This window comes from Paenibacillus sp. F4 (assembly GCF_002894905.1).
GTDB classification, from domain to species: domain Bacteria; phylum Bacillota; class Bacilli; order Paenibacillales; family Paenibacillaceae; genus Paenibacillus; species Paenibacillus polymyxa_B.
In genome coordinates this window covers 186,717-201,841 of the sequence record NZ_POVS01000004.1, presented here as the reverse complement: position 1 = coordinate 201,841, position 15,125 = coordinate 186,717, and the positions used below count along the sequence as shown (strand labels likewise).

At 45.8% G+C, this 15,125-nt stretch carries 14 protein-coding genes; 5 read left to right on the top strand and 9 right to left on the bottom strand.

Annotation, left to right across the window (positions count from 1 at the left end; all coding sequences use genetic code 11):
• Nucleotides 1–64: 64 nt before the first annotated feature.
• Nucleotides 65–985 (top strand): AraC family transcriptional regulator, encoded by a 921-nt coding sequence (locus tag C1T21_RS01600; RefSeq protein ID WP_103046935.1) that lies wholly within the window; start codon nt 65–67, stop codon nt 983–985.
• Nucleotides 986–1,137: 152 nt separating this feature from the next.
• Here the strand turns inward: C1T21_RS01600 and C1T21_RS01595 are convergent, their stop codons facing one another.
• Nucleotides 1,138–2,226 carry a site-2 protease family protein gene (locus C1T21_RS01595; protein ID WP_103046934.1) on the bottom strand — a complete coding sequence of 363 codons (1,089 nt, stop codon included), beginning with the start codon at nt 2,224–2,226 and terminating at the stop codon, nt 1,138–1,140.
• 333 nt (nt 2,227–2,559) lie between these two features.
• Here C1T21_RS01595 and C1T21_RS01590 point away from each other — a divergent pair, with 333 nt between their 5' ends.
• Both C1T21_RS01590 and C1T21_RS01585 read left to right on the top strand, forming a co-directional pair.
• Nucleotides 2,560–3,510, top strand: a complete 951-nt coding sequence (locus C1T21_RS01590; RefSeq protein WP_103046933.1) for a macrolide 2'-phosphotransferase — start codon at nt 2,560–2,562, stop codon at nt 3,508–3,510.
• Between the two features lie 166 nt (nt 3,511–3,676).
• Nucleotides 3,677–7,042 (top strand): DEAD/DEAH box helicase, encoded by a 3,366-nt coding sequence (locus C1T21_RS01585; RefSeq protein WP_103046932.1) that lies wholly within the window; start codon nt 3,677–3,679, stop codon nt 7,040–7,042.
• Nucleotides 7,043–7,134: 92 nt separating this feature from the next.
• Here the strand turns inward: C1T21_RS01585 and C1T21_RS01580 are convergent, their stop codons facing one another.
• The 3 genes from C1T21_RS01580 to C1T21_RS01570 form a co-directional block, all read right to left on the bottom strand.
• Nucleotides 7,135–8,085: a ring-cleaving dioxygenase gene (locus C1T21_RS01580; RefSeq protein ID WP_103046931.1), complete on the bottom strand. Its 951-nt coding sequence runs from the start codon at nt 8,083–8,085 to the stop codon at nt 7,135–7,137.
• Nucleotides 8,086–8,140: 55 nt separating this feature from the next.
• The gene (locus tag C1T21_RS01575; protein WP_029515856.1) at nt 8,141–8,767 is read right to left on the bottom strand and encodes a nitroreductase family protein; all 627 of its coding nucleotides are present in this window, start codon (nt 8,765–8,767) and stop codon (nt 8,141–8,143) included.
• A 140-nt stretch (nt 8,768–8,907) separates the two neighbouring features.
• Nucleotides 8,908–9,279: an MmcQ/YjbR family DNA-binding protein gene (locus C1T21_RS01570; RefSeq protein WP_061831267.1), complete on the bottom strand. Its 372-nt coding sequence runs from the start codon at nt 9,277–9,279 to the stop codon at nt 8,908–8,910.
• Between the two features lie 530 nt (nt 9,280–9,809).
• Between C1T21_RS01570 and panB the strand changes: the two genes are divergently transcribed.
• Nucleotides 9,810–10,682, top strand: coding sequence for a 3-methyl-2-oxobutanoate hydroxymethyltransferase (gene panB / locus C1T21_RS01565; RefSeq protein ID WP_103047035.1), 873 nt, complete (start codon nt 9,810–9,812; stop codon nt 10,680–10,682).
• Nucleotides 10,682–11,605 carry a ketopantoate reductase family protein gene (locus tag C1T21_RS01560; protein WP_103046930.1) on the top strand — a complete coding sequence of 308 codons (924 nt, stop codon included), beginning with the start codon at nt 10,682–10,684 and terminating at the stop codon, nt 11,603–11,605. Before panB ends, C1T21_RS01560 begins: the two co-directional genes overlap by 1 nt.
• A 115-nt stretch (nt 11,606–11,720) precedes the next feature.
• Here the strand turns inward: C1T21_RS01560 and C1T21_RS01555 are convergent, their stop codons facing one another.
• The 5 genes from C1T21_RS01555 to pssA form a co-directional block, all read right to left on the bottom strand.
• Nucleotides 11,721–12,287 carry an NADPH-dependent FMN reductase gene (locus tag C1T21_RS01555; RefSeq protein ID WP_103046929.1) on the bottom strand — a complete coding sequence of 189 codons (567 nt, stop codon included), beginning with the start codon at nt 12,285–12,287 and terminating at the stop codon, nt 11,721–11,723.
• A gap of 232 nt (nt 12,288–12,519) precedes the next feature.
• Nucleotides 12,520–13,527, bottom strand: a complete 1,008-nt coding sequence (locus C1T21_RS01550) for an AI-2E family transporter (protein WP_103046928.1) — start codon at nt 13,525–13,527, stop codon at nt 12,520–12,522.
• Nucleotides 13,528–13,582: 55 nt separating this feature from the next.
• Entirely contained in the window at nt 13,583–13,999 is a 417-nt protein-coding gene (gene psiE, locus C1T21_RS01545) for a phosphate-starvation-inducible protein PsiE (RefSeq protein WP_025723919.1), read from the bottom strand.
• Nucleotides 14,000–14,086: 87 nt separating this feature from the next.
• Nucleotides 14,087–14,581, bottom strand: coding sequence for a DedA family protein (locus tag C1T21_RS01540; protein WP_103046927.1), 495 nt, complete (start codon nt 14,579–14,581; stop codon nt 14,087–14,089).
• A 22-nt stretch (nt 14,582–14,603) separates the two neighbouring features.
• Entirely contained in the window at nt 14,604–15,113 is a 510-nt protein-coding gene (pssA, locus tag C1T21_RS01535) for a CDP-diacylglycerol--serine O-phosphatidyltransferase (RefSeq protein ID WP_025677988.1), read from the bottom strand.
• Between the last annotated feature and the right edge of the window lie 12 nt (nt 15,114–15,125).

Below are 15,125 nucleotides of genomic sequence, written 5' to 3'. Positions count from 1 at the left end.
TAAATGTTAGATACAATGAGATTGTCTAAGCGGTGTAAAATTTGCCCTAATCGAAGGTGATCTGATGATATTAAATCCTGATGTTGATCCAGCTCTATTTCATGATTGCCAATGGCTGCCCATTATTGACTGGAATGTGAAATTTTTTGGCGCCCATATTCACCGGGTCAAAGCGGATTGGTGCATGCCAGAGGAGTCTCATATCGGTTTTGAAATTGTACTCATTTTAGAAGGTCGTCAGGAAACGATTATGGAAAATAACGTATATTCGGTTGGGGAAGGTGATATTTTAATTATTCCGCCGGGTTTCAAGCATGTGAGTCAATGTGTATCCCCAAACGGCATGTACTATTTTAGCTCTCATTTTAATGTCGATGATCCATTGTTCCGTCAGGAAATGATTAAGAGCAATCAGCTCTTTTTTCCAGCGGGTACTGAAACGAATACCAAGCTGCAAAAGGTCGTCCATAGCTGGATTGGCATGGTGCAAGAAAGCGGAGAATATACGACAGCAGACCGTTTTCGTATGCAAATTGCCTTATTTGAGCTATTCGGGATATTCTCGCAAATGATATCTACCGGTTTGGAGCCCAGAATTGCGCCTTCATCCGTTCAATATGCCAAGGCCATCATGGAAGCCATTCAATCAAGGTTTAAGCCTTATCGGGAAGATGAATCTGGCGAGCAAGCGTTCCGTCTTGAAGATGTGGCGGCTTCCCTCGGGATCAGTTCTGGCTATGCCCAGGAAGTGTTCCGCAAGGTATACGGCTATTCTCCACGTCACTATCTATCGGAGACCAAGCTGCATGAGGCTAAGGTGCTGATCCAACAGCCCAATCTGCCACTCAACAAGGTAGCTTCCCTGCTGGGATACTCCAGTCTGGCTCATTTCAGCAGACAGTTCAAGCGCTGGACAGGCACCAGCCCACTTAAATACCGCCAGACGTTAAAACCCATTACTGATGAACAAAGAATTAAGATATAAGAACGGATAGCAAAAGCTCCACTGTGTTATTCAATCAAAAAAAGAGCGTGACACCGAATATCGCGGTTGTCGCGCTCTTTTGTCTCTATTTTCTATAAGCTGTACCGTTGCCTTAATGATCTAAAATCTTGACCAAGCACTCATTATTCAGATCACAGCCTAATATCCCCTATATGCTGGTGCACCACATACATCATCCCCATCAGGAATACGGCCAAAGCTAAGTAACTGATGCCAAATTTCCAGCGCGATGATGCGGGCACTTCGTAATATTTATCATTTTCAAACGGAATGTAATCAATCCCACACAGCAATCTGAGCTGGTACGCATCCGGCGTCGGTATATGTTCCACACCGTTCAGCCATACATGCTGGACAAGACACTGCTGTGGCAGCAGAAGTGTCTGTTCCACATCCAAACTTTCCATATACACCGTCACATATTGCTGCCCCTCCAGATCCGAGTAGGTATTAAAGGATAATCTACGCGTATGCTCCGGTCCGGGCAGCGGATATCCTTGCTCATACAGATGCTGTACGTTAACCAGCGGCTTTTGCAATAGGGATTGGACCTTGACGTCTTCTTTATTGCGTTTGACATATTTTCTGTATAAATCATAGGCGAAGAGCGCCCAAATAAAGAAAAACAAAAAGGATTTTAAATATACAATGACGACGATTCCACCCAACAGACCCACCAACCACAGCCAGCGTGTCACCGCCGTAGCAATCCGTCCTCCGTCAAGCGGGTGAATCGGCAGCAGATTGATCAGGTTCAGGAAAAATCCGACATACGCCAGCGCATACAATAGCGGACTGTCCATTGCATAGGCTCCTGCGTATACCGCCATGGCTCCAACCGTGCCCAGTAACGGGCCGCCCATCGCCACATACGCCTCTGTTTGCGCATCCAAAGGATGCCGTTTCATCGAAATCAGCGCACCGAGAAAAGGAATAAATAACGGCGCTGACACGGGAAGCCCTTTGCGCTTGGCGGCCAATACATGCCCCAGCTCATGCACAAACAACAGCAACACGAACCCGACCGCAAATCCCCACGGGTAAATGATCGCATACGTGCCAATCGTTATCGCCATAGATATCAGCGCACCGCCAAATTTACTGAATTTTAATAGGGCGAGTAACGACTTACCTTTCAGAAGAAGCAATGCTGCTGCACTACCAAGGTACCATTTGGATGAGCCGGATTTGGAATCGGTCTTTTTCTCTTCATTTTGCAAAAGTATCCGTCTCCTTTCTTTAACACTTCCATTGTATCCTGCTATGTGCAGCTTGTAAAAACTTCTCTAACCCACAGATAAGCGAACCGGGGTAGCCATTTATATTATTCCTCGTATTGTAGACATCCTCCAATGTAGGATGTTATATTGGTGCTGGGTTAGATGCCCTATTTTGTAAAGGAGGTTTGCTCTTTCATGTGTACTCACTACATGCGTCTCAGATAAAAGGATAGGCTTTTCAATGAAGCTCAATCCGTTTTTTTAAATGGAAGGTTGAGGCTTGTTTAAGTTACCTTTTTTTTAACTAAATCTGAACAATGAGGTGTGTTTCATATGACTGAAAAGCGTTCCTTGACTAACTCAAAAGACGTTAGCGATATATTGGCCCTTGCCAAAAGCAACGGGCTTCACATACTACATGAAGGATTGGAGCTCAACGAGTCCGGGCTAGATTTCCGTGCACTATTCGCCAAAGACATTCAGGGTACCCCTTGGGTTCTACGTACACCGCGACGAACAGATGTGGTCCAATCAGCCGCTTACGAGCACAAAGTGCTTCAGTTGATTCGGGATACTCTTCCTGTAGCGGTACCGGATTGGCAAGTGTATAGTCCAGAGTTCATCGCCTACCCTCAACTGAAGGGCACTCCTGCCGCTACCATTGATATGGAAACCAAAAGCTACGTATGGTTCATCAATCCTGAGGCTCTGACGGAAAGATTCGTTGCTTCGCTCGCTAAAGCCTTAGCCGCGTTGCACCGGACGGATCACCAACAGGCAGCAGATTTCGGTGTCCGCGTAAAGCAGCACGACGAAGTTCGGCAATTGATGGCCCAGCGGATGAAGGAAATAAGGCGCGTCTTTGGTGTATCTGGTGAGCTGTGGCAACGATGGCAAACCTGGCTGGCAGACGATAGCTACTGGCCGGAATATTCCGCACTTGTACACGGCGATTTGCACCCAGGCCATATTCTAGTCTCTTCGAATACAGAGGTTACTGGAATGCTGGACTGGACCGAGGCCGAAGTAGCTGATCCGGCGATTGATTTTACGAGTTACTATACTTTGTTCGGAGAAGTAGAGCTTACTCGTTTATTGAAGCTTTACGAGGCAGCAGGCGGACGTGTATGGCCGCGTATGAGCGAACATATCGTTGAACTGACCGCGGCTTACCCTGTGCTTATCGCCGAATTCGCCCTTAAATCCGGACTAGATGAATATATGGAGATGGCACGCAACGCGCTGGGTGTCCATGAGCAAGAAGAAGGAGTGCCCGACATATAATATAGCTGTAGCCACCTGGCAGGCTTTGGTTCAATGACGGACCAAGGCCTGTTTTTTTCTGCACTCCTTTTTTTGTAAAGTTACGTTTCGCACCCAAGTGTCCATCCTCCTGTCTGTTCTGTTATCATGTAAGAAAACGGAATAACCCAGGAAAGGATTACGAATCATGAGTTTTGAACTTACCCGGCGAGCCATCAGACAACTATGCAGTCAAGCTGCTTATGACGACGGGGATGCCTATTACCGGGCCAAAAGAGTGGCCTTTACACAAATAGATCATGATGAAGGGGTATACGAAGCTACGGTCAAAGGAAGCAGCTTTTATGCTGTTGCGGCGATGATCCGATCCAATGGAAGTATCCGAGCAGAGTGCACCTGTAGCACATTTCAGAACACCGGACGATATTGCAAACATATCGCTGCTGTTCTCCTTAACGCCCATGATATACGCCGTGGAAAAAGTCTGTCTGTGCGCTCCTACGCCTCCAGGCTTCATCCCGGTACTGCCCCAGATACAGCAGGAAACATGGATTCAGACGGGATGTACACATCTACAGATGCTCCGTATGATCACACTGCTAGAACAGCACGATCCTCTGACATCACACAAGGGGATCTCCAGCTGACCGACAGTATGTTAAAACTATTTGACCGCAAGCGACCGCTTCGCAGCACGCCTACCCTGCTGGATACTCGTGCGGTCTTGGATTTTCAGTTCGTGATCCGGCCTTTTGCCTACGGTTACCAAAAGTATATGTTTGGTGTAGAAATGAAGGCTGGCCCCAAACGATTATATATCGTCCAGAAAATTCGTCCGTTTCTGGATAGTATTGACCGTGGGGATAGCTACATGTTCACGAAAAGCTTCTCGTACGAGCCTGAGTTGTACCGCTTCCGACCTGAACATGACGCTATTCTCCACCAATTATCCCAAGTATGCCACCATGAGCGTATGATTCGGGAAACTTCAGGCACGTATTCATCTTCCAGTAGTCATATGAGCGGCGAGCGAATGCTCCTCATTCCGCCTGCGGCTTGGGAAAAGCTGCTCCCCTTGCTGACAACAGCACAGGGCGTCTACTTTGAAATTCACGGAAACATGAACGAGGGTATTCCCCAGTCCGACCTGATGCTTCCACTGCAATTTGAATTTGATGAGGCCGGGACCGTAACCGAAGGCTACCAGCTAAGCATACAAGGATTGGATGACTTGACCATCATGGAGGACTACGGTGTCGTCATTGCCGATGGCAAGCTTGTCAAACAGAAGGCCGATCCCTTACGGCGTTTGTCCGAGCTAAAACGGATGGTAGAGGTACACCACAGGCGAAAAGTTCTGATTGCGCCAGAGCAGATGGAATCTTTTATGGACAAGGTTGTACCCGGGTTAATGAAGCTCGGACGTGTTCATATGACTCGGTCCGTCTCAGATCGGGTCACACAGCAGCCATTGAAGGCAAAGCTATATCTGGACCGGGTAAGAGACAAGCTGCTGGCAGGGCTGGAGTTCCAATATGGGGATATCATCATCAACCCGCTGGAAACAGATGCACGAACTCCTGGTAACGACCGAATTCTGATACGTGATGGGGAACAGGAGCAGCGGATTTTGGAGCTGATGGAGCATAGCTCTTTTGCCAGAACAGACAGCGGATATTTTATGGAAGATGAAGATGCAGAGTATGATTTTTTGTACCATACTGTTCCGCAACTGGAAAAGCTGCTGGATGTCTATGCTACAGGTGCAGTCAAAGCGAAAATAAACAATACTTTGCCTACCCCAAGGATACGGGCGGAGTGGGATGAACGTACGGATTGGCTTGAATTTAAATTTGATATGGAGGGCATACCGGAACCGGAAATTCGCAAGCTGCTCAAATCGTTAGAGGAAAAACAGAAATATCACCGTCTTCCAAATGGTGCCTTGCTGCCGTTGGAAACAAAGGAGTACAAGGAATTGATTCGGTTCATGAATGAAACAGGTATCCGCAAAAGCGATCTGGATGCAACGCAAATTCGTGTTCCCGTCACGCAAGGACTGTACTTAATTGATCCTCACGATCATGGGAAAAACCTGACTTTGGGTAAAACCTTTCGCCAGCTGCTGGAAAATATACGTAACCCAGACCATCTCGACTTTCCAGTTCCAGACATGCTTGCTCCAATCTTGAGAGATTATCAGGTTTACGGCTTTCAATGGCTTAAGACATTGGCGCATTACCGTTTTGGGGGCATTTTGGCAGATGATATGGGGCTGGGTAAAACGCTGCAAAGTATCGCCTTTCTCGTCTCAGTATTGCCGGAGATTCGCAGCCAGCAGCTTCCAGCCATGATCGTGTCCCCTGCATCACTGGTGTACAACTGGCGGAATGAGCTGGAGAAATTCGCTCCACACGTCCGCGTCACTATCGCAGATGGCAGCCCGGAAGAACGCGGCCGAATCATACGGGATGCCGCCAGTTATGACATCGTCATTACGTCCTATCCGCTGCTACGGCGCGATGCAGATGTGTACAGCAAGCCATCGTTTCATACGCTTATTCTGGACGAGGCGCAGGCTTTCAAGAACCATGCCACCCAGACGGCGCAGGCTGTTAAGGATGTAAAAGCCCGTTACCGTTTTGCCCTGACAGGAACGCCAGTAGAAAATACGTTGGAAGAGCTGTGGTCCATCTTTGACGTTGTATTTCCTGCGCTATTTCCCGGCGGGAAAAGAGCGTTTCACAACCTGCCTCGAAATGTGATCGCTAAGCGGGTTCGTCCGTTTCTGCTGCGCCGTCTTAAGAGCGATGTCCTCAAGGAGCTGCCGGAGAAAATCGAATCCGTGCAGGTATCCCGGCTTCTGCCAGATCAAAAAAAGCTGTATACAGCCTATCTGGCCAAGCTCCAGCATGAAACGTTGAAGCATCTCAACGAGGAAGGATTTCAGAAAAATCGGATCAAAATTCTCGCCGGTCTGACTCGACTTCGTCAGCTCTGTTGTCATCCGGGCTTGTTCATCGAAGGATATACGGGTAGCTCTGCCAAATTTGAACAGCTCTTGGAGATCATTACGGAATGTCTCAGCTCCGGGAAACGGATACTCATTTTTTCACAGTTCACCACAATGCTTCAAATGATCGGACGCGAGCTTGCTCGAGAAGGGGTGTCCTACTTTTACCTGGATGGGCAGACTCCCGCTCTGGAACGAGTCGAGCTGTGCAGTCGCTTCAACGAAGGAGAACGCGAGCTGTTCCTGATTTCCCTAAAGGCAGGAGGCACTGGCCTGAATCTCACTGGTGCAGATACGGTCATTCTGTATGACCTGTGGTGGAATCCCGCTGTAGAGGAGCAGGCTACCAACCGCGCACACCGAATGGGCCAGAAAAAAGTCGTACAGGTTATTCGTCTCGTCGCCCAAGGCACGGTAGAGGATAAAATGTATGAGCTACAACAAAAAAAGAAAAACATGATCGACCAGGTCATTCAGCCGGGGCAAGAAACCCTTTCGGCACTGACCGAGCTGGAGATTCGTGAACTGCTCATGATCTAGCCAACTCCACATGCAAAAAAGGTCCAATTACGGTAGAAATTTTCCCGCATTGGACCTTTTTCGTTCTAATATGATTGTTTGGATCGAGCAGATTAATCCTGTTTTAATACTCTAGGTTCAATGGGAACCAGGTTAGACTCAATCTGGGTGCGCTGAGGCTCATACCATTCAGGCAGCATCAGCTTGTGCCCTAACTCATTCAATTCCTCATCCACGGTAAATCCGGGTGGATCGGTTGCGATCTCGAATAAAATACCGCCCCGCTCGCGGAAGTATACGGCATTGAAGTATTGGCGATCTACAATACCACTGGTCCCAAAACCATGCTGATGAACCCATTCGTTCCACGCCTGATGCTCCGTATCATCCTGCGCGCGCCAGGCAATATGGTGAACCGTACCGGCGCCGCCATTCCCCCACGGGACATCTTTGACCGGAATGTCGATCAGGTTGCCCAAATCACCTGTAGCCTGATAGCGGATGTAGCCTGCATTTGCGTCTTCTCCGATGGGAGTCATTCCCAATAGGTTCTCCAACACCTCTTGCGTATGCTTGGAATCCGCACTGTACAGTACCGCCCCGCCAAAGCCCTTGATAGCTTTATCCGTAGGCACGCCGCCGGCTGTCCACGTGTTCAACGGGCCAGCTTCCCGCTCCACCAACTCCAGATGCAAGCCCTCGTTGTCTCGGAACTGGATGAATGACTCGCCAAAACGAGTAGCCTTCGTGAAAGATACCTTCAAGCTGTGCAGACGGTTTTCCCAGTATTCCAAAGCACCGGACGGCACGACATACGTCGTAATCCCGACCTGTCCGCCTCCAATCTTACCCTTGCGTGTACCCGGAGCTGGAAAAAAGGTAATGATCGTTCCCGGGCTGCCCTCTTCATTACCAAAGTACAAATGGTATACTTCTGGAGCATCAAAGTTGATCGTCTTTTTAATCAATCGCAGACCAAGTACGCCTGCGTAAAAATCAACGTTGCCCTGCGGATCGCCTGCAAAGGACGTGATATGGTGAATTCCAGCGGTTTTCAATGACATCTTTATCACTCCTTCATTAACATGTTGATTTATTTACACAAATGATTTACAAATTTCAAAATCCATTGTAGCTGACAAATTGTCCAACCGGCTTGCGGTATCCCCGTGCCCGCTGACCCGATTCGTCCTCTTTACCCAAGGTAATCATCATCACCGGTACAAATTGCTCTGGAATATTCAGTACTTCCTGCACCTTCGCCGGATCAAAACCGATCATCGGGCATGTATCCCAGCCTTTGTCCTTGGCAATCAACATAAATTGCATAGCCGACAGGCTGGCATTACGGATCGCTTCTTCTCTCTGGAAGACAGGTCCCCGCTCGCGATAAAACTGAGTTACCGATTCCACTGTACTATCATATTCCTGCTTGCTCAGGACACCTAAATTCAGGAATCCTTCGTTGAGGTCAGCTACCTTGGTATAAGCTTCTGTATCCCCCAGCACTACAATGGTCGCTGAAGCCGTTAATATTTTATACTGCTTACTTGCCTCATCATGCAGTCTTTGTTTGGTATCAGCATCCTGCACTACGATATAACGTGCATGCTGTAAATTAAAAGCCGATGGAGCAAACTTCACCAGCTGAAATATTTCTTCTAGTTCTTTTGCATCTATAGTAACATCAGGAATAAATTTAGAAGCTGATCTTCTCTCTTGAATAATATTCACCAGTTCGCTCATGTTAAGTTCCACTCCTTAATATTATTTTCAAATGAATTATCTTTAAATTAAGAATATATCCATTCGTGATTTCTGTCAAGTAAAACTATAATAATGTTAATAAGTATTTTTGGATACAAACTAAGGGCTTCATCAGCCCTTTACAGATCCGTTGCCCGTATTCTCATCGTAATCGCTTCGCGTTGCGCTTTGGTTAAGCTCTTGAAGACCAGCTCATACGAATGGTCGATCATGCTGTACAAATCCTCCAGTGGGAAGGTAGCATCAACCTCAATCGTATTCCAATGCTTTTTATTCAAATGATAGCCTGGCTTAATCGCCTTGTTTTGTTCACGCAGATTTACCGCAATGACTGGATCACATTTCAAGGATACGTGGCAAATGTCATCCTTTTCAGTTAGAAGTGCAAACATCTTGCCCCCTACTTTTAGTACCAGGGGATCAGCTCCGAATGGATAATCCTTAACAGCTTCTTTTTGGCTCAGACCATACGCTACAATTTGTTCATACACCAGCCTTCACTCCTCTGCTTGAGTCATCATCTATGAAACGATTTGTGCCCTATTATATCACGCTCTCCACATACAATAGTTTCATGCTACAATTAGAATTCTATCGGGAGGGTCAATCCTTTCTATATGAAATTTATCGACCGTCCATGACTTCATACACGTCCTAAAGATTTAGCGATATTTTACATACTGTATCTGCAAGCTGACAGCCCTTCACTTCCGAACAGGAAGTTAGAGGGGCTTGTTTTGTTCATATAGTAGAGAATGTTATGCAACAGCCCTATATTTTGGTATACTTCCGTGAGAGGCTGTATCGATACATTCGAACGGTACTCTAGTTAGTGTAATCAATATATAGATGTGTGAGCCTATGGAGGTGAACTCGTTGGATTTTGCTCTGATCCGCAAGGACCGAGACAAAAGAACGGTCGCAAATTGACTCTTTTTTTGCCTTTCGGACCTTTTCAGCCATGTGCTGAAAGGTTTTTTTGTGATCTAAAATAAAGGTAGGAAAGGATTTGAATGCAACCATGGCAACCTCGAAAGCACTTCATATTTTGCAATTGAAGAAAATGAAACAAGAAGGTTCACCTATAAGTATGATTACGGCGTATGACTATCCATCTGCTCGTTTGGCTGAGGAAGCCGGGATCGATATCATCCTTGTCGGTGATTCCGTAGGTAATGTGTTATCTAATTATAACTCCACACTGCCCGTCACTATGGATGATATGGTCTATCATACACGGTCTGTCGTGCGCGGTGCGGAACATACTTTTATTGTCGCGGATATGCCATTTATGACGTACCACGGGAGTAGTGAAAAAGCCCTTACTAATGTGCGCAGGCTCATGCAAGAGGGACATGCCCATGCCGTGAAATTAGAAGGGGGCATGGAAATTTGCGACACCGTGAAGCGAATTGTTCAATCCGGCGTCCCACTACTGGGGCATATCGGACTTACACCACAGTCTGTGCATCAAATCGGCGGATACTTCATTCAAGGTAAAAACTCACAGGCCGCTGAGCGCCTTCTAAATGATGCCCGGGCCCTGGAGCAAGCGGGAGCTTTTGCCATCGTGTTAGAGCTGGTGACAGAGGAAGTAGCGAAGAGCATCACCCGAGAGATATCTATTCCGGTCATAGGCATCGGTGCGGGGAGATACTGTGATGGCCAGGTTTTGGTGTATCATGACATGTTACAATACTCGGCTCCTTACCGGGAGAAAAAGTTCGTTAAAACCTATTCGGATATAGGTGCTTTGATTCGTAACAGCATCGGGCAATATGTTGAAGACGTGAAGAATCGTTCTTTCCCAGGCGAGGAGCATGTTTTTAAGGCAGATGAGAACGTAGTAGAAGGATTATACGGGAATGCAAAAGTAAAGGCAGGAACCCTATAATGCGATTTCTGATTGTAGGTGCAGGGGCGATTGGAGGCTATTTTGGGGGACTTCTTGTTCAAAAAGGAGAAGACGTGACCTTCCTCGTACGCCCTTCAAAAAAATCTCAGTTGGCAGAAGACGGTCTAATTGTTAAAAGTGTTCATGGGGATTTTCAGACACCAGTGCGTGCTATTACAAATGGTGAAGCTGCCGATCCGTTCGACTGTATTATCATTTCGGTCAAAGCGTATCATCTTCCCCAATTGCAATTCGATCTTGAGCCTTATGTCGGTGATCATACCATGATTCTTCCGTTACTTAATGGTTACGAACATTTTGACTTTTTGCGCAAGCAATTCGGTTCTGAAAAAGTACTGGGCGGACTTTGTTATATTGAAACTACGCTGGATCATGATGGTTCTGTTGTTCAGACAAGTCCGTTCCACCGTATCGTCTTCGGTGAATGGAACGGAGTGCACTCAGAGCGTACACAACTGCTGCTGAATCATCTTGATCATGCAGGCTTCACAGTGGCACGAAGTCACGATATCCAGCGTGAAGTTTGGCAGAAATATATATTCGTTGCCAGCTTGAGTGCAATTACAACATTGATGGATGCCTCGGTTGGGACTATACTTGCCACGGCAGAGTCACGAGCTATATACGAAAAGCTGCTGCATGAGATTGTCACACTTGCTCGCAACGCGGGGATGCCGATTGATTCAGAGATGGAAGCTCATACACTGAAAACGATGAAATCCTTACGACCTGAGATGATGTCATCCATGCAACGCGATATGCATAAAAAGCTTCCGATTGAAGCCAGTCATCTACATGGTTCACTGCTTGCATTGGCTTCAACCAGTAATACTGTTTACCCCATACTCGGAACGGTATATGCCCGATTAAAGGTATACGAGAGCTTATTGGACACTGTCTAACATTTAAACTTTAAAATCAATTAAAAGAGGAAGCGGCAGCTTCGAAGGTGAAAATGAAATCTTAGACTGCCGCTGCTTTTCCTTTATTAAACTTCAAATATTAAACTTCAAAAATCTAAAGAGTTCCTGTGCTTAAGCAAGCTTGCTCAAGCCCTTGAAGTAATGCTTCTAGCTCCTGCCTAGTTTCAGCGTTTGTAATATCACCTTCCTGATTTAGCTTCAAGGTGATATGCGGAATAATGACCTTTCCATTCTCCACAATCTCTGCATTGATCATTTGCAATGTGAGCAGCAGCGAGGCATGCGCCAGATGGCCGCCCATAGGAGATGGTGACGCGCTAATGACCGCTGTAGGTTTATTTACAAATTCACCTGAAGATACGAGCCAATCCAAGGCATTTTTCAAAGCACCCGGCACACCATTTCCATATTCTGGTGTACAGATCAGCACTCCATCCACTTGTTTCAATTGTTCCCGTAGCTCTCTTACGGAAGCTGACCCTTCATCTACATCCAAGTCAGGGTTAAAATGCGGGAGATGCCCCAATCCATCATACACTGTGAATATCATATTTTCAGAAGCCAGCCCAATAGTAGCCTTCATAAGCGCTGTATTGGAGGACTTTTGACGAAGACTACCTGATATAGCCAATACTTTAATTTTCTGTTCCAACTGTATCATCTCATTTCTTTTCACTTGATCTAATCTTGCATATTCAGTGTACTATAGCTAACAAGAGAATTAAAAAGTAGGTGAGAATGCATTAGATAATGCCGTTGGACACTTCCTGCATGATGATGAACGTCAGCAATTCTTCCTATGAACAAAAGGGCAATAAAAAATGCCTGCGGCTTCGCAGGCATTCGTAGTGGATCAATAGTCACTATACAAGGGTGGAATCTGTAGTGCTGAATCAAGTATCCTTCTCTTGCTTGCGTTTTATCCCAATCAGATCAAGGAAGAAAACAAACAACGGAATACCTACAATCAAGCCCCAAATTCCAATCAGATGCTCAGAGAAAATAAGTACGACAAAGGTAAAGAAGATCGGTAAATTCGTTTTGGATGACATCAGCTTCGGATTTAAGAAATAGGCCTCAATCGCATGAATCACCACGATCAGAATAACTAGATAAATCACATATTGAATGCCACCGACACTGAAAGCGATCAGGCCGAGCGGTGCCAGTGAGATAAACACGCCTGCCACAGGAACCAATCCCAGTACGAAAATGATGAGCGCAAGACCGAGCAGATTAGGGAAGCCCATAATCCAGAGCGCAATCGTGGTCAATATACAGTTAATAAGTGAAATCAGCAGTTGAGCCTCCAATACCTTCCCGAACGTACCCAGAAACATACGGCCAAAATGACCCACTTCCTTGAAAAACCAACCCAGCTTGCTATCTACAAACGTAGCTGTAAAACGTGTAATATAGGATTTTTCCATCAGGAAGAACAAGCTCAAAATAATCGACACCAGAAGCTGTGTTCCCAATTGACTGACCTTCATCACTGCACTCAGGCCAGGCTCAAATAGCCGCTGAACATTCAGCGTGTCCATAAATTCGATAATCGTTTCGTTCCATTGATTACGATCAGGATACATATACGCTTGCTGAATCATGAGATACACCTGCTTGACCTGTACAACGATTAGCGGCACCATTCTGTAAACGCCCCACACCATAATCAGAATTAGCAACCCATACACCAGTAGCAGCACAATCATTGACGGCACATTGACGAACCGCTTGACCAGCTTATTCACTCCGTTATATATACTACCAATCAAGATCGTAAGCAGCAGTGTTAACAACATAATGTTCATCATGCTTCTTAACATAAACAACAGCAAAACGATTATCGCAAGGACGGCTACCCGCCTGACGCCCGCATGATTCATCCAGTTTCTTACCATTCGTCTTTATTCCCTCTTTCCCACTTGACTGTCAACTTTGCAATCTTCCTGAGTATCAATTTTCTCTTTTTATCAATTTACTGTTAGCGATCAATAGAGAACCTACCATGACTAGGATAGCAATAGACCACCAGAATGTATTTTTAGCATCATCATGATCTACAATAATGAGCCTGATGACAGCCGTGATCCCAATATAGATAAAATAACGTAATGGAAAATGAAAATTGGTTTTAAAGTACTTAACTATTAATGCTATGAATTCAAAATACAAGAAAAACACAAGCAACTCTTCCGTGAATTCATAGTAATTTTTGTCGGCCTCTGTGTACAAAAAAACATAAGAAAAAATGGACCATGTTTCTTTTAGAAGTAAGAAGCTTAAAATCAGCCCGACCAGAAACAGCGAGATATTCAAGATCATTTGCAGAAAACTAGGTAACTTCTCAATATACTTCATTAATGCATTCAATACAGATCCCCTCACTGGTTGTACAGTATCTTTATTTATATTATCGGTGGTATACGTGAAAAATGCTACATTACTTTTGAGGTCACCTTAATGAAGGTTTATATTCGCCCCTGCAATATAACCAATGGAGATAAAAATAAGCGTCCATATCAGAGAACCTGCGCTTGCCACCAGCATATATTTTCGGACAGGCATCGCACTAATGCCCGACAAATAGCTTGTCGCATGTCTGACTCCTGGGATAAAATAACCAAACAAAATGGTCCATAACCCAAAGCGCGCAAACCACCCCTTAACTCTTGCAAATCGCTTCGGTGTCAATCCAACCCACTTGCCGTGCTTATCCACCAAGGGCTGACCCAGCTTTTTGCCTAGCGTGTAGCTGATCATCATCCCTGTCATTGCACCGATGAAGCTGACTAATATAGACACCGAATAATTCAGTACCATAATAGAAGATAAATAGCCGACAAACACCATAATAATTTCATCTGGAACCGGTAAACCGATAATCCCAAGAGCAAGAAGAGCAAAAATAGCGATATATCCGTATTGTGTAATCATGCTGATGACCCATTCCATAGGGGAGCCACCTCCTGACCGATTATTTTTTGAAGGACGGAAAGGGAATACGGCTAACCATCAGGAACGACAGCACTACCATTAATGCAAGCAACAACCCCGGCTTCAAATGCTCACTCCATAAAAACATAAAGGACAAAATCACACCCGCCGCCGTAATCGGCATACCTACAAAGCCTTTGCTAAAAGCCATTAGGTTGAATCTTGCCAATCTTACCGCACCGCATATGACAAACAAAACAGCCACAAGCGGTCCTATCCAATGGGTATCTCCCAGCTTGTATAACAAGATCAAGAAAGCAGGGGCAACCCCAAATGAGACAACATCCGCCAGCGAATCGAGCTGTTTGCCAAAATCACTGGAACAATGCAACAGCCTTGCCAGCAAACCGTCTAATACATCCCATAAAGCAGCCACCACCACGAGAATAAAAGCGGTCATGTATTGCTCATGAATCGTGAAATACAGGGATAAGACCCCTGCCCCCAGGTTTGCAATCGTGCATAGTGAGGGCAACCAATTCCATTTCATACTCTTAACTCC